General features: G+C 44.7%; 19 protein-coding genes, 1 tRNA gene and 1 pseudogene. 11 read left to right on the top strand and 10 right to left on the bottom strand.

Translation table 11 applies throughout. The annotated features are described in order from the left end of the window. Positions 1-20: 20 nt before the first annotated feature. Entirely contained in the window at positions 21-545 is a 525-nt protein-coding gene (locus VIA_RS17930; RefSeq protein ID WP_004414804.1) for a type II secretion system protein, read from the top strand. A 26-nt stretch (positions 546-571) separates the two neighbouring features. Here the strand turns inward: VIA_RS17930 and VIA_RS17925 are convergent, their stop codons facing one another. Continuing rightward, positions 572-1,414, bottom strand: a complete 843-nt coding sequence (locus tag VIA_RS17925) for an ion transporter (protein ID WP_004414802.1) — start codon at positions 1,412-1,414, stop codon at positions 572-574. Between the two features lie 51 nt (positions 1,415-1,465). Continuing rightward, the gene (locus VIA_RS17920) at positions 1,466-2,104 is read right to left on the bottom strand and encodes a YchE family NAAT transporter (protein WP_004414801.1); all 639 of its coding nucleotides are present in this window, start codon (positions 2,102-2,104) and stop codon (positions 1,466-1,468) included. 611 nt (positions 2,105-2,715) lie between these two features. On the opposite strand from VIA_RS17920, the gene adhE reads away from it, so the two are divergent. Beyond that, positions 2,716-5,418, top strand: coding sequence for a bifunctional acetaldehyde-CoA/alcohol dehydrogenase (gene adhE / locus VIA_RS17915; RefSeq protein WP_004414799.1), 2,703 nt, complete (start codon positions 2,716-2,718; stop codon positions 5,416-5,418). A gap of 89 nt (positions 5,419-5,507) precedes the next feature. Here adhE and VIA_RS17910 read toward each other — a convergent pair whose 3' ends face one another. From VIA_RS17910 to VIA_RS17900, 3 genes are read right to left on the bottom strand one after another with little or no spacing between them, the layout of a single operon-like run. Further along, positions 5,508-5,723 carry a 2-hydroxymuconate tautomerase family protein gene (locus VIA_RS17910; protein WP_004414797.1) on the bottom strand — a complete coding sequence of 72 codons (216 nt, stop codon included), beginning with the start codon at positions 5,721-5,723 and terminating at the stop codon, positions 5,508-5,510. A 12-nt stretch (positions 5,724-5,735) separates the two neighbouring features. Further along, the gene (locus tag VIA_RS17905) at positions 5,736-6,104 is read right to left on the bottom strand and encodes a nuclear transport factor 2 family protein (protein ID WP_004414796.1); all 369 of its coding nucleotides are present in this window, start codon (positions 6,102-6,104) and stop codon (positions 5,736-5,738) included. A gap of 9 nt (positions 6,105-6,113) precedes the next feature. After that, positions 6,114-6,737: a glutathione S-transferase family protein gene (locus VIA_RS17900; RefSeq protein WP_004414794.1), complete on the bottom strand. Its 624-nt coding sequence runs from the start codon at positions 6,735-6,737 to the stop codon at positions 6,114-6,116. A gap of 163 nt (positions 6,738-6,900) precedes the next feature. Here VIA_RS17900 and VIA_RS17895 point away from each other — a divergent pair, with 163 nt between their 5' ends. Next, entirely contained in the window at positions 6,901-7,782 is an 882-nt protein-coding gene (locus tag VIA_RS17895; protein ID WP_004414792.1) for a LysR family transcriptional regulator, read from the top strand. Positions 7,783-7,836: 54 nt separating this feature from the next. On the opposite strand, the gene minE is transcribed toward VIA_RS17895, so the two are convergent. From minE to minC, 3 genes are read right to left on the bottom strand one after another with little or no spacing between them, the layout of a single operon-like run. Then, positions 7,837-8,100: a cell division topological specificity factor MinE gene (gene minE, locus VIA_RS17890; RefSeq protein ID WP_004414790.1), complete on the bottom strand. Its 264-nt coding sequence runs from the start codon at positions 8,098-8,100 to the stop codon at positions 7,837-7,839. Between the two features lie 6 nt (positions 8,101-8,106). Beyond that, complete coding sequence (gene minD / locus VIA_RS17885) at positions 8,107-8,919, bottom strand: septum site-determining protein MinD (protein ID WP_004414788.1); 813 nt, start codon at positions 8,917-8,919, stop codon at positions 8,107-8,109. 19 nt (positions 8,920-8,938) lie between these two features. Next, entirely contained in the window at positions 8,939-9,601 is a 663-nt protein-coding gene (gene minC / locus VIA_RS17880) for a septum site-determining protein MinC (protein WP_004414786.1), read from the bottom strand. A 159-nt stretch (positions 9,602-9,760) separates the two neighbouring features. Between minC and VIA_RS17875 the strand changes: the two genes are divergently transcribed. From VIA_RS17875 to VIA_RS17860, 4 genes are all read left to right on the top strand, one after another. Next, a complete protein-coding gene (locus VIA_RS17875; protein ID WP_004414784.1) occupies positions 9,761-10,051 on the top strand; it encodes a YcgL domain-containing protein in 291 nt (96 codons plus the stop codon). Between the two features lie 46 nt (positions 10,052-10,097). Next, positions 10,098-11,063 (top strand): lytic murein transglycosylase, encoded by a 966-nt coding sequence (locus VIA_RS17870; RefSeq protein ID WP_004414783.1) that lies wholly within the window; start codon positions 10,098-10,100, stop codon positions 11,061-11,063. 60 nt (positions 11,064-11,123) lie between these two features. Further along, entirely contained in the window at positions 11,124-12,065 is a 942-nt protein-coding gene (locus VIA_RS17865) for a LysR family transcriptional regulator (protein WP_004418271.1), read from the top strand. Between the two features lie 228 nt (positions 12,066-12,293). After that, complete coding sequence (locus VIA_RS17860; protein WP_004414779.1) at positions 12,294-13,493, top strand: NupC/NupG family nucleoside CNT transporter; 1,200 nt, start codon at positions 12,294-12,296, stop codon at positions 13,491-13,493. 201 nt (positions 13,494-13,694) lie between these two features. Here the strand turns inward: VIA_RS17860 and folD are convergent, their stop codons facing one another. Further along, the gene (gene folD / locus VIA_RS17855; protein WP_004414778.1) at positions 13,695-14,555 is read right to left on the bottom strand and encodes a bifunctional methylenetetrahydrofolate dehydrogenase/methenyltetrahydrofolate cyclohydrolase FolD; all 861 of its coding nucleotides are present in this window, start codon (positions 14,553-14,555) and stop codon (positions 13,695-13,697) included. 201 nt (positions 14,556-14,756) lie between these two features. Here folD and VIA_RS17850 point away from each other — a divergent pair. From VIA_RS17850 to VIA_RS17840, 3 genes are all read left to right on the top strand, one after another. Further along, positions 14,757-14,833: transfer RNA gene (locus VIA_RS17850), tRNA-Arg, on the top strand. Between the two features lie 413 nt (positions 14,834-15,246). After that, complete coding sequence (locus tag VIA_RS17845) at positions 15,247-16,794, top strand: response regulator (RefSeq protein WP_235801310.1); 1,548 nt, start codon at positions 15,247-15,249, stop codon at positions 16,792-16,794. Positions 16,795-16,944: 150 nt separating this feature from the next. Continuing rightward, positions 16,945-17,556 (top strand): DUF2913 family protein, encoded by a 612-nt coding sequence (locus VIA_RS17840; protein ID WP_004414774.1) that lies wholly within the window; start codon positions 16,945-16,947, stop codon positions 17,554-17,556. A 49-nt stretch (positions 17,557-17,605) separates the two neighbouring features. Here the strand turns inward: VIA_RS17840 and VIA_RS17835 are convergent, their stop codons facing one another. Continuing rightward, the gene (locus tag VIA_RS17835) at positions 17,606-19,603 is read right to left on the bottom strand and encodes a methyl-accepting chemotaxis protein (protein WP_004414773.1); all 1,998 of its coding nucleotides are present in this window, start codon (positions 19,601-19,603) and stop codon (positions 17,606-17,608) included. 245 nt (positions 19,604-19,848) lie between these two features. Between VIA_RS17835 and VIA_RS17830 the strand changes: the two are divergent. Next, positions 19,849-20,247 (top strand): annotated as a pseudogene (locus VIA_RS17830) (protein adenylyltransferase SelO family protein); the annotation flags it as partial. Positions 20,248-20,255: the final 8 nt, after the last annotated feature.

Genomic DNA, 20,255 nt, shown 5'->3' with positions numbered 1-20,255 from the left:
TCAAATGTAGTGGGGGTGGCATGAGAGCAAAAGGTTTTACGTTAATCGAATTGGTTGTGGTGATTGTGATTTTGGGCATTCTTGCTGTTGTCGCAGCGCCGAGGTTTTTAAACTATAGCCATGATGCGCGAGCGGCGAGCATTCGAGGGATGAAAGCAGCCGTTGATGGCGCAGCTCAATTGGTTTACTCCAAGACCGTCATTGACGGTGAAGAAAATAACCCTAGCTATCATATCGATCTTGGTTCTCAGACCGGACATGTTGCGTTTGGTTATCCGACCGTTGAACGCGGCGGGATAGAAAACTTCCTCAATGCTGATGCTGAATATCATGATCTAGAAGCGGAGTGGGTATGGGCAGCTCACAATAATGGCACGGTTGCTGACCCTGATTATTGGCTTATCACGCAATCTTCTATCCTTGGTGATTTCACCGGGAGCGATTTTAACACCGCGATTGAACAAACCCAGTGTTACGTTAAGTACACTGCCGTAATGGAAGAGGGCGGAATGTACCAGGCGGAAGCAGTGACCACTGGTTGTTAAAAAAAGGCTCCTTTTAGGAGCCTTTTTTAATTCTGTCGAGTGATTACTCGATTATCTGGATCGGCTAACTCACTGCCACAGTGCTTACAGTGCATAGCATCTGAGTCGTGCCCGGAACGGTTGCAGTTAGGGCATTTTACGAGCTCTTTGTGCGCGTTCATCTCGTTACTTAACTCTGCGGTAATGATACCAGTGGGAACGGCAAGTATTGAATAACCGAGCAGCATGGTTAAAGAGGCGATCGCCTTACCGAGATGGGTTTGTGGCACCATATCACCATAGCCAACGGTGGTAATTGTCACGATGGCCCAGTAGATACTTTTGGGAATACTGGTAAAGCCATTATCAGGGCCCTCAATCACAAAGATTAAAGCGCCGAAAATGGTGACTAGAATACCGACAGTGCTGAAGAATATTAGGATCTTTCGGCGCGCCATAAGGAGAGAGCGCAAAAGAATATTCGAATCTTGCAGATAGCGCACAAGTTTAAGGACACGGAAAATTCGCATAACGCGGAGTAAGCGAATCACCCCCATAAACGAAGCGCCAGGGAAAATTAGAGCCAAGTAGGTCGGCAGAATCGCTAGCAAATCGACAACGCCGTAAAAGCTGGTAGCGTAAGATTTGGGCTTAGGTGAGCAATAGAGCCTTAATAAATATTCGACGGTGAATAGGGCGGTAAAACTGTACTCAATATAGCGTAATTCTTGTGACCATCGAGACATCACATTTGGCAGTGATTCTAAGATGAGAACCAATAGCGAGACGATGATGGCAGCAATCAGGGCAATATCAAATGCCCGTCCAGCTTTGGTATGAGTACCAAAAATAATGACGTAAAGATGATGTCGTAAAGAGTTGCGTGGCATGGTTAGAGCGACCTATTAAACAGTCGCTCTATCATACCTATATTCTGGTGATCAGGCTAATCCTGGGAACAGGTTACGTAGTCCGTTTGCGATAAACTCGATACCAAGTGCGCCAAGGATAAGGCCCATGATACGAGTGATGACGTTAATTCCTGTTTGACCTAAGAAGCGCACAATCAATGGTGCTGAGCGAAATAGTAGCCAAGTACATAGACAGAAAGCGACGATCGTCACAATGATACCGAATGTATCAAGCATTGCTGGATAGCGAGAGCCGTAGACAATCGTCGAACTGATCGCACCCGGGCCTGCCATCAGTGGCATGGCCAATGGCACGACACCGATCTGCTCACGGCTGACATACTCAGACCTTTCTTGTTTGTTCTGCTTATCTTCCCCGAGTTTACCGCTCATCATTGAAAACGCGATGCTTAGAAGGAGTAAACCGCCTGCGACGCGGAACGAATCCAACGAGATGCTAAACATATCGAGCAGCATCTGACCCGCCAGGAGAGAGACGATCAAAATGATAGCGACAGCAATGTTGGCTGTAACGGCGGTTTTGTTCTTTTCTTCTTGAGTCATGTGCCCAGTTAAAGAAACAAAAACCGGCATAATGCCGACAGGGTTAACAGCTGCGACTAAACCCAAGAAAAACTGCAAAAAAATAGCGATTTCGAACGTTTGCATTCGGCGTGCCTACACAAGTAAAAGAGGGAACAGGGATACATGCGCGAATATAGTCCAATTTTTGCCAATGAACGAATGAAAAAAACTAAAGTTAAAGCCATTTCATAACTGAGAAAATCTAATTATTGAATGATTGGTAAACAGTAATGACATACTTTGTTACGTAGAATGGTGGTCAAGAAGTACTCAAATGACACAAACGTTAACATTCGCACATTTTTCACATAAAACGAGGCGAAAAATAGAGAGAAAATACGTTTTGCATATACTCTCAGTAGCACAATGTTTATGGACCACATGTAAGTTTGTGGTCAAAAAATGAAACTTTTTTACAAAATGTGGCCATTTATCCAAGGTGGTGGTTTGTTTGGTGTTTTTTTGTTCAAACTGAAAGTGTGAATTAAATTCATATAAATCATGTTGTTAGGTCATGTTTTGTGATTCGGATACCACTAATTGGTTAATTCTTTTTGGGTAACTGATCTGGGTCAATTTTTTTCACAACCTGAAATAATATACTCAGCCCTGAAAGCAATTTACTAAGACGTCTGTCTGAGAACAGTGACCTTAATAAAAAGTTTTTAATATTTATCTATTTTAGGAGATTCACTATGCCTGTAACTAATATGGCTGAACTAGACGCTCTAGTAGCTCGCGTAAAAGCGGCTCAAGAAGAGTTTGCAACGTTCTCACAAGAGAAAGTAGACGCAATCTTCCGCGCAGCCTCTCTAGCAGCTAACCACGCTCGTATCCCGCTAGCACAACAAGCGGTTGCAGAGTCTGGCATGGGTATTGTTGAAGATAAAGTGATCAAAAACCACTTTGCTTCAGAGTTCATCTACAACAAATACAAAGACGAGAAAACTTGTGGCATCCTAGAAGAAGATGACAACCTAGGCACAATGACTATCGCAGAACCTGTAGGTATCATTTGTGGTATCGTCCCAACGACTAACCCAACGTCTACAGCAATCTTCAAATCTCTAATCTCTCTTAAAACTCGTAACGGCATCATCTTCTCGCCACACCCACGTGCGAAGAACTCGACTAACGATGCAGCGAAACTTGTTCTTGACGCAGCAGTAGCGGCGGGTGCACCAAAAGACATCATCGGTTGGATTGACCAACCTTCAGTAGAACTGTCTAACGGCCTAATGAAGCACGACGGCATTGCACTTATCCTTGCAACTGGTGGTCCAGGCATGGTTAAAGCAGCATACTCTTCTGGTAAGCCAGCAATCGGTGTAGGCGCAGGTAACGTTCCTGTCGTTATCGATGAAACAGCTGACATCAAACGTGCTGTTGCTTCTATCCTTATGTCTAAAACATTCGATAACGGCGTAGTATGTGCTTCTGAGCAAGCTGCAATCGTAGTTAGCGAAGTATACGACGAAGTGAAAGAGCGTTTCGCTTCTCACAAAGCTCACGTTCTATCTAAAGCTGACGCAGACAAAGTACGTAAAGTACTACTAATCGATGGCGCACTAAACGCGAAAATCGTAGGTCAACCTGCTCCAGCAATCGCTGAAATGGCGGGCGTTAAAGTTCCTGCAGATACAAAAGTTCTTGTGGGTGAAGGTCTAGGTAAAGTATCGATCGATGACGAATTCGCACACGAGAAACTATCTCCAACTCTAGGTCTATTCCGTGCTGACGACTTCGAAGACGCAGTTGCTCAAGCGGTAACTATGGTTGAAATCGGTGGTATCGGTCACACGTCTGGTCTTTACACTAACCAAGACGTTAACGCAGACCGTATCCGTTACTTCGGCGACAAGATGAAGACTGCACGTATCCTTGTAAACATCCCAACTACTCACGGTGGTATCGGTGACCTTTACAACTTTAACGTAGCACCTTCTCTAACTCTAGGTTGTGGTTCTTGGGGTGGTAACTCTATCTCTGAGAACGTAGGTCCTAAGCACCTTATCAACAAGAAAACTGTAGCTAAGCGAGCTGAAAACATGTTGTGGCACAAACTACCTAAGTCTATCTACTTCCGTCGTGGTAGCCTTCCAATCGCAATGAGCGACCTAGAAGGTAAGAAACGCGCATTCCTAGTAACTGACCGTTTCCTATTCAACAACGGTTACGCTGATGAAGTAGTGAAACTGCTTAAAGAGCAAGGCATCGAAGTTCAAACATTCTTCGACGTAGAAGCGGATCCAACACTATCTGTTGTTGAGAAAGGTGCAGAAGCAATGAAGAGCTTCCAACCTGACGTAATCCTAGCTCTAGGTGGTGGTTCTCCAATGGACGCTGCTAAGATCATGTGGGTAATGTACGAGCACCCAGAAACTCACTTCGAAGAACTAGCAATGCGCTTTATGGATATCCGTAAACGTATCTACAAGTTCCCTAAAATGGGTAAGAAAGCTGAGCTTGTATGTATCACTACAACTTCAGGTACTGGTTCAGAGGTTACTCCATTCGCCGTTGTTACAGACGACAAGACTGGTGCTAAGTACCCACTAGCTGACTACGAAATCACGCCAAACATGGCTATCGTTGATGCTAACCTAGTAATGAACATGCCTAAGTCTCTAACAGCATTCGGTGGTTACGATGCAGTAACTCACGCTCTAGAAGCTTACGTATCTGTTCTTGCTAACGAATACTCTGACGGTCAGGCTCTACAAGCACTTAAGATGCTAAAAGAGTACCTACCTTCAAGCTACGCGAACGGCGCAAACGACCCAATCGCTCGTGAGAAAGTACACAACGCTGCGACTATCGCTGGTATCGCGTTTGCGAACGCATTCCTAGGTGTTTGTCACTCTATGGCGCACAAGATTGGTGCTGAGTTCCACCTACCACACGGTCTGGCGAACGCACTACTAATCTCTAACGTTGTACGTTACAACGCGAACGATAACCCAACTAAGCAGACTGCATTCTCTCAGTACGACCGTCCACAAGCACGTCGTCGTTACGCTGAAGTTGCTGACCACCTAGGCCTAAGCCAAGAAGGTGACCGTACTGCTCAGAAGATTGAACGTCTACTAGCATGGTTGGAAGAGCTGAAAGGCGACCTAGACATCCCACTGTCTATCCAAGCAGCAGGTGTTTCTGAAGTTGACTTCATCGCTAAACTTGATGAGCTAGCAGTTGAAGCGTTTGATGACCAGTGTACAGGTGCTAACCCACGTTACCCTCTAATCACTGAGCTAAAAGAAGTTCTAATGTCTTCTTACTACGGTAAAGCATTCGTTGAAGGCGAAACTTTCGAAGGTACGACTGTAATCAAGAAGAAAGCGGACCAAGTAGCGAAAGAAGCGGCACCAAAAGCTAAGAAAGAAAAAGCTAACGCATAAGTAAGTGTTAGTTATGAGATAAGTTTTCGCTAGCACGACACTTATCTATCGGGAAAAGTTAAAGCCCCAGTCGACGGACTGGGGCTTTTTTATTGCTTATGCAGTGATGCATGTTGACGTAATTGGGACACCTGATCAAAACCGATCCCCCAGTTGTCAGTATTGACTTCATCGATCACGACGAAGGTTGTGGCTGGGTCCTTATCCAACACGTCAATCATAACTTGAGTCATTGCTTGGATGATCTCTTGCTTCTGCTCGACAGTGACCTGTTCATCAGTCACTTTGACATTGATATATGGCATTTGTGCTCCTTGCTATTCGATATCTGCGTACATTTTATTAACGATGCGCCACTGTTGGTCTTCATACAGTAAGCCAAGGAAATCGATGTAGGTTCGCCCTAGTAATGGGCATAACACTTTGACCATGGCTTGCTGGCCAATGACATCAATCGATAGAATTTGATAGTCAAAGCTATCTCCGTTGTCGATGGGTTTTGCACGTTGCTCGACCAGTGATAGCCATTCAGCCAGCCCGCGTCTCAACTGCGGGGCTTTAAGATAGGCATCGGGATGAAAGATGCTGCTGAGTAACTGACTGTCGCCGTGATGCAAACCAGTAAAGTAGCGTTGAACAACGTCAGTAACACGTTGAAAATCTGCCTGATCTTGCTGTTTACACATCTGCTGTTCCTACGCTTGGGTTGTGGAACGGATATGGTGAGATTCGGCGCTGAGGGAGGCGCTGAAGCTGGGCATTGAGAGCACGTGGTCAATCATATGCTGCGACTTAGTTGGGATGATGATGTCGACCGGAAAAGCCGCGCCCCAACGCGAATAGACCGCAAGCATAATGTCCGCAGGGGAGACATGTTCTCCACCTAAAAATGTTTGGTGAGCCAATTTGTGCTCAACGACTTGCCATAGTGCGTTGATACTGGATGTCGAGACATTGAACACGCTCTGACGAGCTTCAGTGTCGGTAACTAAACTCGCCGCAAGAAATAATTTGCTGTAAGCCGGATGCATTGTGGCATTGGCAAACATGATATTTTCAAGGGCGCTCTGCTTGGCAGTGGTATCGTCCTTTGGCCATAGGTATGAGGGATGCTTGTTGAGTAGATGGAGTAAAATTGCCGCTCCTTCGGTCAATGTCTGATTGTTATCTATTAGGACAGGGACATTAGCTACCGGATTAATTTGCGCAAATGAGTCAAGGTTTTGCACATTAACCAAAGTTACTTGCTGGTTTAATTCTCTAAGCACAACTTGAGTGGCTAGTGAGCACGCTTCGGGTAAAAAGTATAAGGTATACATAGTGTTAGCTCCACATTTATTCACTGGGTTGTTGTCGGCTAAGCGGGTAAGTCTTACTTGAATTGCCGACAAGGAAAACAATAGAGCAATTGATTAATTGAATATATAGTGACAATGTGAACCGAGTGTTTTCAAAACGATGACAATTGGAGTCGGCTGAGATATGAATAAACTGAGAGCGATCGAGCTGTTTGTTCGTCTGACTGAAGTGGGGAGCTTTACGCGTTTAGCTGAGCAGCAGAGAACATCAAAATCGATGGTGAGTAAAGAGATCAGTCGATTAGAGCAAGAACTAGGGGCGAGGTTACTGCATAGAACGACGCGAAACATTCAGTTAACATATGTCGGCGAAGAGTATCTCAAGTATGCGAATGAAATCTTGGCCAAGATTGAAAACGCAGACGCGTTCGTTAAAACTCTCGCCCAAGCTCCCAGGGGCAAGATAAAAGTCAATGCACCTATGGCGTTGGGAATCACTGATTTATCAATGCTGTTTGCTGATTTTATGCAGGCTTTTCCTGATGTTGACCTCGATATTCACCTTGGCGATGAAAATATCGATTTGGTTGCAGAAGGTTTTGACTTAGGCTTTCGTGCGTCAAGCCAAACGTTCGATTCCAACTATATTGGTAAAGCGTTATGCGAATTTAACTACCATTTGTGTGCGAGTCGAGACTATTTTTCCCACCATGCCCCGATCCAAACCAAACAAGATCTTCTGCAACATAACTGCTTTGAATATTCTTACTTTAAAGGAAAAAATGTTTGGCCTGTCGATGGTGTTATCGCCACCTCTGGCTCCTTACGCGTCAACAGTGTGCTATTTATGTTGCAAGTGATAAAAGCAGGGCGAGGGATCGGCTATTTGCCAGAGTTCGTATGTCGAGAGTTGCTCGAAAACGGCCAATTAGTTGAAGTGCTGCCGGACAGTGAGAAAAGCAAGTTAACCTTGTATGCGCTGTACCCTGCGCGACAGTTTGTGCCACCCGCAGTTCTACAATGCATAAACTTTGTCGAGCGTTGGTTTGAAAGGAATAAGCCATAAACTGGCGGAAAGGCAAATAATAGAGCCCTCGCTTAGGGAGGGCTCAATTACGGGCTATTTCTCGTCTTCTGGCAGTTTAATATTAAGCTCTAGCACAGAAATATCATCGTCTTTATGTTCGAATGATAAATCAACCATTGATGGGTCTACAGCAACATACTTACCAATCACCTTAAGAATATCTTCTTTAAGCTGTGGTAAGTACGAAGGCGCTGGGTCACCATGGCTACGGCGCTCTGCAACGATGATCTGCAGTCGCTCTTTGGCTAGATTCGCAGAGTTCTTTTTCTGCGGGCGGAAAAATTCAAGTAATGACATGCCGATTTAGCCTCCGAATAGACGTTTAAAGATTCCTTTCTTCTGTTCGGTCAGAAAACGGAAATCCACTTGCTGCCCCAACAGACGCTCAACCGTGTCATCGTAAGCCATGCCTGCATCCGACTGATCATCAAAAATGACAGGTACGCCTTTGTTTGACGCATTCAATACCGCTTGGCTTTCAGGGATAACACCCAATAGAGAAATATGCAGAATCTCTTCAACGTCTTCAACGCTCAGCATATCGCCTTGAGTAACGCGTGTTGGGTTGTAACGCGTTAGTAGCAGGTGCTGTCTTACAGGCTCAAGTCCTTCTTCTGCGCGGCGAGACTTAGAGTCAAGAATGCCAAGGATACGGTCAGAATCACGTACAGAAGAAACTTCAGGGTTCGTGGTTACGATGGCTTCATCTGCAAAGTATAGTGCCATTAGTGCGCCTTGCTCGATGCCTGCCGGTGAATCACAGATAACAAAGTCGAAGCCCATTTCGTCAAGCTCATCAAGCACACGACGAACGCCTTCTTTGGTTAACGCATCTTTATCACGAGTCTGAGAAGCTGGCAGGATGAATAAGTTTTCTGTACGCTTGTCTTTGATCATCGCTTGGTTAAGCGTTGCTTCGCCATTGATCACATTGACGAAATCGTAAACCACACGGCGCTCACAACCCATGATTAAATCAAGGTTACGTAAGCCAATATCAAAGTCGATCACTGCCGTCTTTTTACCCTTCATCGCAAGGCCAGACGCGATAGCTGCGCTTGATGTTGTTTTACCAACACCGCCTTTGCCTGACGTTACAACAATAATGCGTGCCATTATGTGTTCCTTATAATTCTTAAATTGTTAACAACTCGAACTGGAGCGAGTCATTGTCCAAACTAAACATGACTTTTTGTTGCCAATACTCTTCGGCAAATTGTTCTGTTAGCCAATAATGACCAGCGATAGACATTAATTCAGCATTGAGTTTATTACAGATAATAACGGCGTCTTTGTTGCCATTGGCACCTGCAATCGCGCGACCACGGAGTGTGCCGTGTATATGGATTGAGCCATCGGCGATGACTTCAGCGCCTTCGCTAACATGGTTCAGCACCACTAAGTCAGCGTCTTTTGCGTAAATCTGTTGACCTGAACGAACGGGTGAGCGAACGATTTTAGTCGGTTGCATCTTTGCTGGAGCTTGAGTGGGTGACTTACTCGCAGACATCACGGCAAATTTGGCTTCTGACGCTAAATTTTCAGCGCGTTTGTCTTTGCAACCAGTCACGCCTACCGGAATCATCCCAGCAAGAGAAATGCCTTCTTTTAGCCTCGAAAAGTCGATGTCGCCATCCACTTTAGATATATTGATAACAACTGGGGCTTGGGCGAAAAACGCTGGTGCCTGAGTAACCTTTTCTTGTAGGAAATGAATCGATTTCTCTACATCGTTGTCAGAAAGGTGTAAAACTGACAAAGTAAAGCTACTGCCTTTTAGGTCTGGGGTATGTGACATCTTTACTTACAACCTCTTAAGGGCGTTGCCTGAGACTAGGGGTATCATGTTATATTCCTAGAATAAGCACAGCAAGCTATCTTGCAATCAATTGACTGTTTTGCTCTCAAAAATGGCAAAACGCTAACGTTCCATGAATTAAACGGACAAAGGTTCCCCATGCTTTGTGCAATCTACAAAAGTTCTAAAAAAGAAGGCGCTTACTTATATATCCCTAAAAAGGATGATTTTTCACAAGTTCCTGACACATTAATGCAGATGTTTGGCAAACCTACTATGGTCATGGTGGTGAAACTTGAAGGGCGCAGCCTGGCACAAGTTGATGTAGAAAAAGTCAAACAATCGCTTGAAGAGGACGGCTTTTTCCTACAATTACCGCCGCCACCAAAGAATTTACTAGAAGAATATAAAGAGCAAAAACAAGCTCGTCAGCAATCCGAAGACGAATAACGACTTACACTCGGATTGTTGCTTACTTTGCTCAAGGAGGGCAAAAGTGAAGAAATTATTGTCAGTTGCACTAGGTCTGGCCATTGCATCCACGGCTTATGCTAACGAAGTTAGTTTTGAGCAGTATATCGAAGGGCTAAAAAAAGAAGCCCGTGAAAAAGGCATCTCCGAGCAAGTCGTCAAACAAGCTTTTGCCAACGTTGAGCACAAACCTCGCGCAGTTAAGGCCGATAATAACCAGCCAGAGAAGCGTTTAACGTTGGATGAATACATTCCGCGCGCAGTGCCTGATTGGAAAGTGAAGCAAGCGAAGTCGCTCTATAAAGAGCACTACGCTGAGCTGAGCAAGATTGGTGAAGAATACGGGGTACAGCCAAGATTCATTGTTGCCCTGTGGGGAATTGAAAGTAACTTTGGTCGATTTACTGGCAACTACCCAGTAATTGATGCACTTTCTACGATGGCTTATGACGGTCGCCGAGAAGCGTTCTTCCGTAAAGAGACTATGGCCGCATTACAGATTTTAGATGAAGGCCATATTCCTTACGAAGACTTTAAAGGCTCTTGGGCTGGTGCGATGGGTCAATGTCAATTTATGCCGAGTTCATTCCTCTCTTTCGCCGCTGATGGCAATGGAGACGGTAAGAAGGATATCTGGAACTCCGAAGCGGACGTGTTTGCTTCAGCCGCTAACTATTTGAGTCAGTATGGCTGGAATGACAAGTTCACTTGGGGCCGTCAGGTAAAACTGCCACATGGTTTCGACATGAACCTAGAGGGACGCGTCGAAGGCAAAGAGAAAACCTTAGCCCAATGGAACCAACTGGGTATCACGCGTTACGATGGCAGCTCATTGCCCCAAGTCGATGTTGATGCATGGTTAACGGCGCCAGACAATGCTAACGGGCGAGTTTATCTGGTTTACAACAACTACAATGTTCTTATGAAGTGGAATCGCTCTTACTACTTCGCTTTAGCGGTTAGTCATTTAGCTGATAGAATCACGTTATAAGAACGAAATAACGTATTGTGAAGGAGCTCATTGAGCTCCTTTCTTTTTTGGGAAACTATTTTGCTGTCAGAACGCGCATCACAAATGGTGGTTTTTGCTGCCTTGCTAAAACATAAGAACTTCACTCTTGCGGCTAAAAGTTTAGGAGTGTCGGTTTCTCATGTCAGTAAGCAGCTTGCTTCGCTAGAGTCTTCGCTCGGCATTCAATTGGTTCAACGAACGACACGCAGCTTTACCCCGACTGAAGCTGGGCAAGATTATTACGAGCACTGCGCAAAGATAGTTGAGATTATTGATGAAGCTCAGCGTGAAGTCGAGTGCCAAAGAGATGAAGTGGCAGGCTTGGTTAAATTAGGTCTGTCGCAGTCGTTCGGTACTTTGCATATTATCCCGGCTATCAATGAGTTAAGGGAGCGTTATCCAAAGCTGCAAGTAGAGCTTCACTTATTTGATTACAAGGTTGATATGTTGGAGGAGGGGCTCGATCTGTGGATTACCAACAACGAGCACCTTCCGGAAGGGTATGTAGCGCAAAGAATCGCGGATTCTCATTTTGTGGTTGCGGCTTCTCCTGATTATTTGGTTAAGAATACCACCCCAACACATCCTAACGATCTTGCTGGTCATAATTGCCTTATCTACCGCAGTTGGGAAAGAGACTACACCCGATGGGCGTTTTCAAATCATGACGAACAGCTGAACATCAAAGTGTCTGGAAACTATTCGGTTGATCTAGCTGAAGCGGTGCGAGACGCCGCAGTATCAGGGTGGGGGATTGCCTATCTAGCGACTTATCTGATTAGGGATGAGTTTAAAAATGGTCAGTTGATTCAGCTTTTTCCTGATTGGTGTGCCTCTCAGGTTATGCCATTTTATGCGGTGTACCCAAGTCGTCGTTATTTGCCAAAAAAGACCGCTGCTGTGATTGAATTTATCAAGCAAACCATTGGTACACCCTGCTACTGGGATAAGCGATTAAGTCCTTATATCCAGCGTCCATAATCGTGGTGGCGAGCGAAACGATTATTTCTAAATTCAGAAACATCTTTTCCAGTTGGAAATAAAACCAATAAGCAAACGTTTATATGCAATAAAATCAGCCACTTGGTTGTGTGGTTGATTTTTGTTCAATCGAAGATCGCATGAAATTAACAAATGTGATTTGCATCTCATTTTTGATTCTATACACTCCGTCGCCACTCTTGTTCCCCCTTTTGTCGGATTCATTTTATGAACTCAATTCTTGGTATTGTGGCCATCCTCTTTGTCGCATGGCTGCTGTCGACTAACCGTAAAAGCATCAACCTAAAAACGGTATCTTTAGCGTTTGCTTTGCAGATTTCTTTCGCACTACTGGTTCTGTACGTACCTGCAGGTAAAGAAGTACTGAATACCGTGACTGGCGCCGTATCTAACTTGATCAACTACGGCCAAGAAGGCATTGCTTTTCTGTTTGGTGGCCTCGCAACAGGTGGTTTTACCTTCGCGATTAATGTTCTAGGTATCATCATTTTCTTCTCTGCGCTGATTTCAGGTTTGTACCATATTGGCCTAATGCCAAAGGTAATCAATGTGATCGGTGGTGGCTTGCAAAAGCTACTAGGTATTGGTCGCGCAGAATCGCTGTCTGCAACAGCGAATATTTTTGTTGGCATGATTGAAGCGCCATTAGTGGTGAAGCCATACCTAAAACAGATGACTGATTCGCAGTTTTTCGCTGTGATGGTGGGCGGCCTTGCTTCTGTTGCTGGTGGCACATTAGTTGGCTATGCATCTCTTGGTGTCGATTTGAACTTCCTCATCGCTGCAGCGTTTATGTCAGCGCCAGCGGGTCTGTTGATGGCGAAAATTATGGTGCCAGAAACCGAAACAATTGATCGTGAAACAGAGCTTGATAATGTTGAAATGCCACGAGCAACCAACGTGGTTGAAGCGATGGCTGATGGTGCAATGTCGGGTTTACGTATTGCGGTCGCGGTCGGTGCAACACTTCTCGCGTTTATTAGTGTGATTGCGATGCTAAACGGTATGCTCGGTTGGCTAGGTAGTCTAATCGGCATGGAGCTAAGCTTTGAGCTTATCCTTGGCTATCTATTTGCTCCTGTTGCATGGCTGCTAGGTATTCCTTGGTCTGAAGCGATTACAGCGGGTTCTTTAATCGGTAATAAGATCGTTGTTAACGAGTTCGTGGCATTTATTCAATTGATGGACGTAAAAGCACAGCTAAGTGTTCATTCGCAAGCTATCGTGACGTTTGCTCTGTGTGGCTTCGCTAACATTTCAACGATGGCAATGTTGATTGGTGGTTTAGGTAGTGTGGTTCCTGAAAAGCGCCCATTCATTTCTAAGTTTGGCTTCCGCGCGATTACAGCTGGCGTAATGGCTAACTTAATGAGTGCATCAATTGCAGGTGTGATTCTAAGTCTGTAATTGCAAGCGTAAATAATCAGGGTGCCATTCCTTAGAAAGACGAAGGAGTGGGTAAGGAATCTCTTTGAGTTATCGGCTTACTGTAAGGGGTTCCCAACTCGCTTGTGCCTCATTCTTGAGGATGACAGCGCATTTACTGAAAGCTAAAAAGGGTTGATGTTTAACATCAACCCTTTTTTATTTCTTGAGGCGTTGTGAGCTCTACTTGTTAGTATGGAACTGCTCACACGCTAGCATGGTGTTTTCAATCAAGCTGGCAACTGTCATTGGGCCTACACCACCAGGTACTGGGGTAATGAAGCTTGCGCTTTCTTTCGCGACTGCGTAATCAACATCACCGACAAGCTTGCCTGATTCTAAGCGGTTAATACCCACATCGACCACAACGGCACCTTTCTTAATCCAGTTACCCGGAATAAAGTTTGGCTTACCGACCGCGACAACCACAAGGTCTGCTTGGCGTACATGGCCTTCTAAATCTTTGGTGAAACGGTGACAAGTGGTTGTTGTGCAGCCTGCCAGTAGTAACTCTAGCGTCATAGGGCGGCCAACAATGTTTGAAGCGCCAACCACCACTGCGTGTTTACCGCGAAGGTCAATATTGTAACGGTCAAGCAGAGTGATAATCCCCTTTGGCGTACATGAACGTAACTTTGGAATACGTTGTGCTAGGCGTCCAACGTTGTATGGGTGGAAGCCATCAACGTCTTTTTCAGGATGGATACGCTCTAATACGTGTGTTGTATCGATGCCCGCAGGAAGCGGCAACTGAACTAGAATACCGTCAATTTCATCATCGTTATTGAGTTCATCAATAAGAGCAAGCAGCGTCTCTTCTGTTGTGTCTGCTGGAAGATCAAATGACTTTGAAATAAAGCCCACTTCCTCACAAGCGCGTCGCTTACTTCCTACGTACACCTGAGATGCAGGGTCTTCACCAACTAAAACAACCGCAAGTCCCGGAGCGCGAAGTCCCGCTTCCTTGCGAGCTTTAACGCGTGCTGCTACTTCTGAACGAACGGTTTGGGAAATAAGAGTACCGTCGATATTTTGAGCTGTCATGACATACCTTAAGAATTTATAGCGACTTATTTGCAGCGCATTGTCGCAAATTATTTGACGAACATCTATAAGCAAACGTTTGCTTTGGGGTGTTTTTAATCAAAATGGAGTTCCGTGACCTTTTTTTAGTCAATCAGATCATAATGTTAAACAAAGCCCTTGTTTTAACGGCTCATCCTCGTATAATCCTGTCCCTGTAGCGCGCCCTTAGCTCAGCTGGATAGAGCACGTCCCTTCTAAGGATGTGGTCATAGGTTCGAATCCTATAGGGCGTGCCATTTCTTTAGAAAGCCCCGGTAACTCATAGAGTTGCCGGGGTTTTTGCGTTTTGGCCTCTTTATCTACCATTAGGGCTAAGCGTGGCCGTACATTAAATCACCAAATAAATGCACTTTTCCCATTTTTGAACTTTTAGTATTCGTTGTATCAATTCAAATGTCTTCTCATGCTTGTAATTAACTGATTGAATATAAAAGAATAGTTATCTTTTTATAACGATTGATTTGTAAACTTCTTCTCTCTTGTGTATTTAGAACATCGAACGGATAAGGTTGCCGGCGACACGCTTTCACCTTGTCTTATTCTCAGAGAACGCGATAGATACAAATAGATGGCTGGCAATTTAGATTTAAGAAACAAGCGAATATTGATCGTTGAAGAAAACAGCATGCTTTGCTCTTCGATAAAAAATATGTTGAAAAAAATGGGCGGTGCAGAGGACAAAGTGTATAAGGCACAAAACGTTGTCACCTATCGACAGTTAATCAACCAGTATGCGTTTGATGTCATCATTTGCTCCTATATGAGCAAGAAACGTATCGTAGGTGCTAAGTACTTTTTCCTTTACCAGCAAAGCCGATCATTTTCTCGTGATTGCTCTTTTGTCATGATCGCCAATAGCAGTGATGAAGCTCAGCTCAAAGAAGTGCAAGAGCTTGAACCTGACAACATTCTTGGTCATCCATTCAACTATCTTCAGCTTAAACAGACAGTGTCAGTCAGTTTGTTGAAACGAGATATTCTGACCGCCGTACATAAACACCTTGTTCTCGGTTACTTTGAGAGCGTGATGAAGATTTGTGATGCGCAATTAAAGCGTAAAGGGGCGACATGGTTTGGCTGTCACAAAGTCGTAGTTGATTACTATGTTGAGCAAGACAATTACGGTGCTGCGTTTGAAGTCTTAGAACGCCTGCATCAGCAAGTTAAACACCCATGGCCCCTGATAAAGCAGATCACTCTTCACCTTGAATTAGGCAATGATGATAAAGCGTTGGCTTTGGCTCATGAGTATGAGCTATTAGGCTATCCTGATGACCCTATCGTCTCACAGATTACCGCCTATCAATCGTTACTTAATAGTAATGTGGAACGTGCGGTCGCCGTGATGAATAGCTTATGTCAGCGTTTTCCTCATCGGGTAGAGCTTACTATTAACTGCTCAATGCTCCATGTTGGAGTGGGGGAGTATCATCAGGCGATATGCTGTCTTGCTAAAGCTGACGATGATGCAATCGTGAGTGATGCTCAGCGGATCGAAATTGAAGAGTTGCGATTGTTTCTCGATTTTATCATTGCCTTTCAAACTCAAGGCAAGTTAAACCCCGCGAGTTTGAAAGCGACACTTGATCAGATCTTAGCGCTTGCGCAGCTGTCAGTCATAGATTCGCGTAACGTGACGAAGGGGCTCTATCAGCTACTGTCGCAGATGAATAGTAGTAATCCCGTGTGCTCACCAAAACGCCTCGATGTATTGTTCGCACAGACACATTGGCAACATCGTAAATTGATTCTTATTGCGGTTGCGTTGCACATTGGCTGTTTGGGCCTAGTACAACAGTGGTTAGCGGAACTGCAGCAACAAAATGTCTCAAAGAGGAATCTAGCGGCGGCGGTTAATGGGCTGCTCTTAAAGCGCGTTGATACACGTTTAGCGAGTAAGCTGTACGCGATAAAGGTTGCGCGCGTGAAAGAATCGTCTGGCAGTTTGGTTGATTCATTGGCGATTAAAGCAAAAGAAGCGCCTTATTATATTAATCACCATTCGCATTTTATTAATGCGATGCTTAAGTATAACGTTGCCGGCCATCCAGATATCGACGCTCTTGGGCAGCAGTTCTCGACGAGCATTAATATTGTGATCGCGAACTTGATGAAACAGGATCCAGTGCATCCTAAGGTGAACAAAATCCTTCAAGCGAAACAGATTGTTGAGCAACGATTGGCAAGTTTTGCATAAATTAATTATGGATTTGAGCTCTAGATAGCAGAGTTAGTGAAGATGCAGCCGCTTGATGACTGTACTTAAAGGTTGCTTTTCGGTAGCATGTCGTTCCCCAATCGAATGTGATTTGACCAAGTTCTTACCGAGTACCCATCTTTAGTAAATATGCGCAGTATCCATACTAAAATTAAACCTGAGTTTGAACCTCTACTGGCTGAACTCGCTCTTCATGCTTTGCTCCATTTGCGCACCAATCATTCAGGTAAAGTACTGTCGAGAAAGTCTCGTTCAGATGTTAACGATATCCTGTCTGCTTGGTTAAACAAGGCGGCCAATAGTAAAAAATACAAACCATTTAAGAAGAAGGTTCGTTCGTTGGTGAGCCACGCGCGAGCACAGAACTTAGATATTGAATCAATGTTGGATAATCTTCTCACGCCTGTTGAAGGCGATGAGCTGCCACACTTAGACAGCTTTTTACTCTTGGTCAATATGCTTGAAAAAGAGCTAAACACGACCGTCTTGGTGTCGAGCCCTGAAAAAGTTGATTTAACGCACAACAGTAAAGGGTGCTTATTGTGTGTCCTGTCTCAAGACTTAAATGCACACTTTAACAACCGTAACCGTCTTGTTGCCGACATTTCGATGTTATTTCGCGGTACACATGGTGAAAGGCATAGTTTCTTACGTACGATTTATTCTTCTTCGCTTTTTGACCATAAGGTTGAGTTTGAAGATGGCGACTTCGTGCGAATTTCGTTAGGGCTGCGAAAATAGCCAGCTCAACAGAGATTAAAAAAAGTGGCACTAGGCCACTTTTTTCGTTTTAAGAGAGCTTGAACTCTTGCAGTTGTTGATTGACTTCCGACACTTCTAATCGATAGCTCGAGACTATTTCATTCATTGTGTTCGCGAGCTGCCCTGTTGTTTGCGCAATTTCCGCCAGCACATCCACGTCTTTATCTACCGCTTCGCTTGCTTTAGATTGCTCCACAGTTGCGTTAGCAATACTGGTAATGTGTAAGTTAACCGTCTCAATCAAACTTTCTAATTGAGTGATACTGCTATTGACGTCAGAGACTGAGCTAAAGGTTGCATCAGTCGCTTCACGGCTCTTATTCATGTTGCTTACAGCCGTTTGAGTATTGTTGGTGATGTTAGCCAGCAGCTGAGAGATATCCTCTGTCGCTTCCTTACTTCTTTGGGCCAAATCCCGTACTTCAGAAGAGACAACCGCAAAGCCTCGGCCATGCTCCCCTGCACGGGCTGCTTCAATAGCTGCGTTTAGCGCGAGTAGATTGGTCTGCTCTGAAATGCCATTAATCGTCTCTACAATTTTGCTGACACTTTGCGCGTCGGTTTCCAGTTGCAACATACACGACTGTGTTTGTTCGATTTGCGAAACCAAGGCTTCAACCATGTGATAAGAGTCTTGGCTTTGCTGCTGACAAGTTATCACTTTATTGGTCATTTGCTCAGTCTCTTCAAGCGAGCGTTCTGACGATGAAGCTATTTCTAAACTGGATTGTGACAGCTCGGTCATTGCAGCAGCAATATTGCCACACTTCGCCGCGGTTGCTTGGCTACTTGCGCCTAAATCAGTTGCACCTTGCACCATTTGTTCAAGTTTCTGGTTGCTGTGTTGATTGGTCTCCGTCACGTTGAGCAACAGGTTTTTGATACTGGTGATGAGCCCGTTCACGCTACGTGATATTTGAGAAAGCTCATTTTTACCATCTGACTGGAGTATCACGCTGAGGTTGTTGGTCTCGGACATATGCGAAAGGTTAGTGGTTAAATCCCCCACACGGTGCTTGAGAGTACGTAATGATGTCATCAGGACCGTCATCAGGATTAATCCCGCGCAAAGCATTGTTGCAAGTAAAGTGCTCATTTGCCACGTTGCGGCGTTAGCTTGACTAGTTACAATTTCCGTCATGTCGGTTTGTAGACGGTTACGAATTTGATTGACCAGTTTGATGCGTTCGGTTGCGGCACTAAACCAAGCCAAAGGAGAAGGCCCTTGCAGGTTGGCAAGACTGTCTTTCTGCTTAAGGTAATCTTGTTGAATTTCCTCAACTTTTTGCCACGTTGGATTGCTTTTGGCTTCACTTAGCTGGTTGATGTACGTTTGTGGCATCGTTAGCAGGGTCATTCTTTCGCTGTACTCACCTGAAGCGAGATATTGCTGAATGGCGGCATATTGTGCTGGCGAAGAGTGTTTTCTTGCGAAAGCGCCATTTAACGCGCCGCGGACTTGGCCTGCTCGCTCTTTGATTACCATGATGGCGGTGAGTGAGTTACCAAGGCGAGTAATTTCTTGGTTGTTTACCGCTGAGATTAAAATAGAAGAATTATCGATAGCCAATTGATTGAGGTTGGAGTAATAACCAAACGGTGAGATTGTCGGGGATAATGTATCTACTTGGGTGCGAACATCGGACAGCTTAGCTAACTGAGTCAACACATCTTGTTTGAGCTGGCTGGTTAAGTTTTCTGAGATATACTCAGGATTGAACGCTTTAAATGCGCGGATATGCTGGTCGGCTTTTTGTCTCTGCTCGGAAAGCTTATTGACTTGCTCTGATGCACCTTTACTGCCCAATACGCCTGCTGTTAAACCACGCTCTACCGCTAGGTTGTGTGCGAGGTTATCGTATAGCAATGTCAGTTGGATAATCTCTTGGTCTTTCTGTGCTTGATCGACCGTTGTTTTTTGACTGAGAAAAAGCTCAACAGATAAGAACACGGCAATGAGCAGCGGGACCGCCGCGAGGGCAGTAACAATGTGGTGTATAGAAAAGCGTTTCATCAATGAATGCATACCTAGTCTCCTGACATATTTGTTCTATTTTTATATATGCAACTATAGATGAAATCGATGCTTTTTAGAGTGACGAAGCACCAATAGTTATTGATAACCCTAATTTGAGTGTTGAATTATTCAAAAATGAATGATGACTTATCTGATAATTGTCCGTAAAAATAGGCTAAGGTATTGATAGATAAAGGCTAGTGTTGATTTGTAAAATTGGCGGTGCTAGCTTCACTACATCGGTTTTTCATGGTTTGTATATGTTCGAAACGGTTTCACTTTCACAGCGTTATGCCTCTCTACCTCAGTGCTTTTACACATTAGTTAAGCCTCAGCCGTTAGATAATACCAGTTGGTTGGCTTGGAACGATGTACTGGCGGTTCAGTTTGGGCTGCCGGAGTTAGCCCCTGACGGAGAGCTTAAGGCTTTGCTAAGTGGCGAGCAGAGTGATGAAAGTAAACCTCCACTCGCAATGAAATACGCAGGACACCAGTTTGGAACCTATAACCCAGATTTAGGCGATGGACGTGGCTTGTTGTTGGGAGAAATGACGGACCAAAATGGTCAGGTCTTCGACCTTCATATCAAAGGTGCAGGATTAACACCCTATTCGCGTATGCGAACTTGCCTCCAGACTGGGGTAAGAAAATGGAAATCAGC

The sequence above is a fragment of the Vibrio orientalis CIP 102891 = ATCC 33934 genome (assembly GCF_000176235.1).
GTDB lineage: Bacteria > Pseudomonadota > Gammaproteobacteria > Enterobacterales > Vibrionaceae > Vibrio > Vibrio orientalis.
The sequence above is the reverse complement of the archived record's forward strand: the minus strand, read 5'-3'. Positions and strand labels throughout refer to the sequence as shown.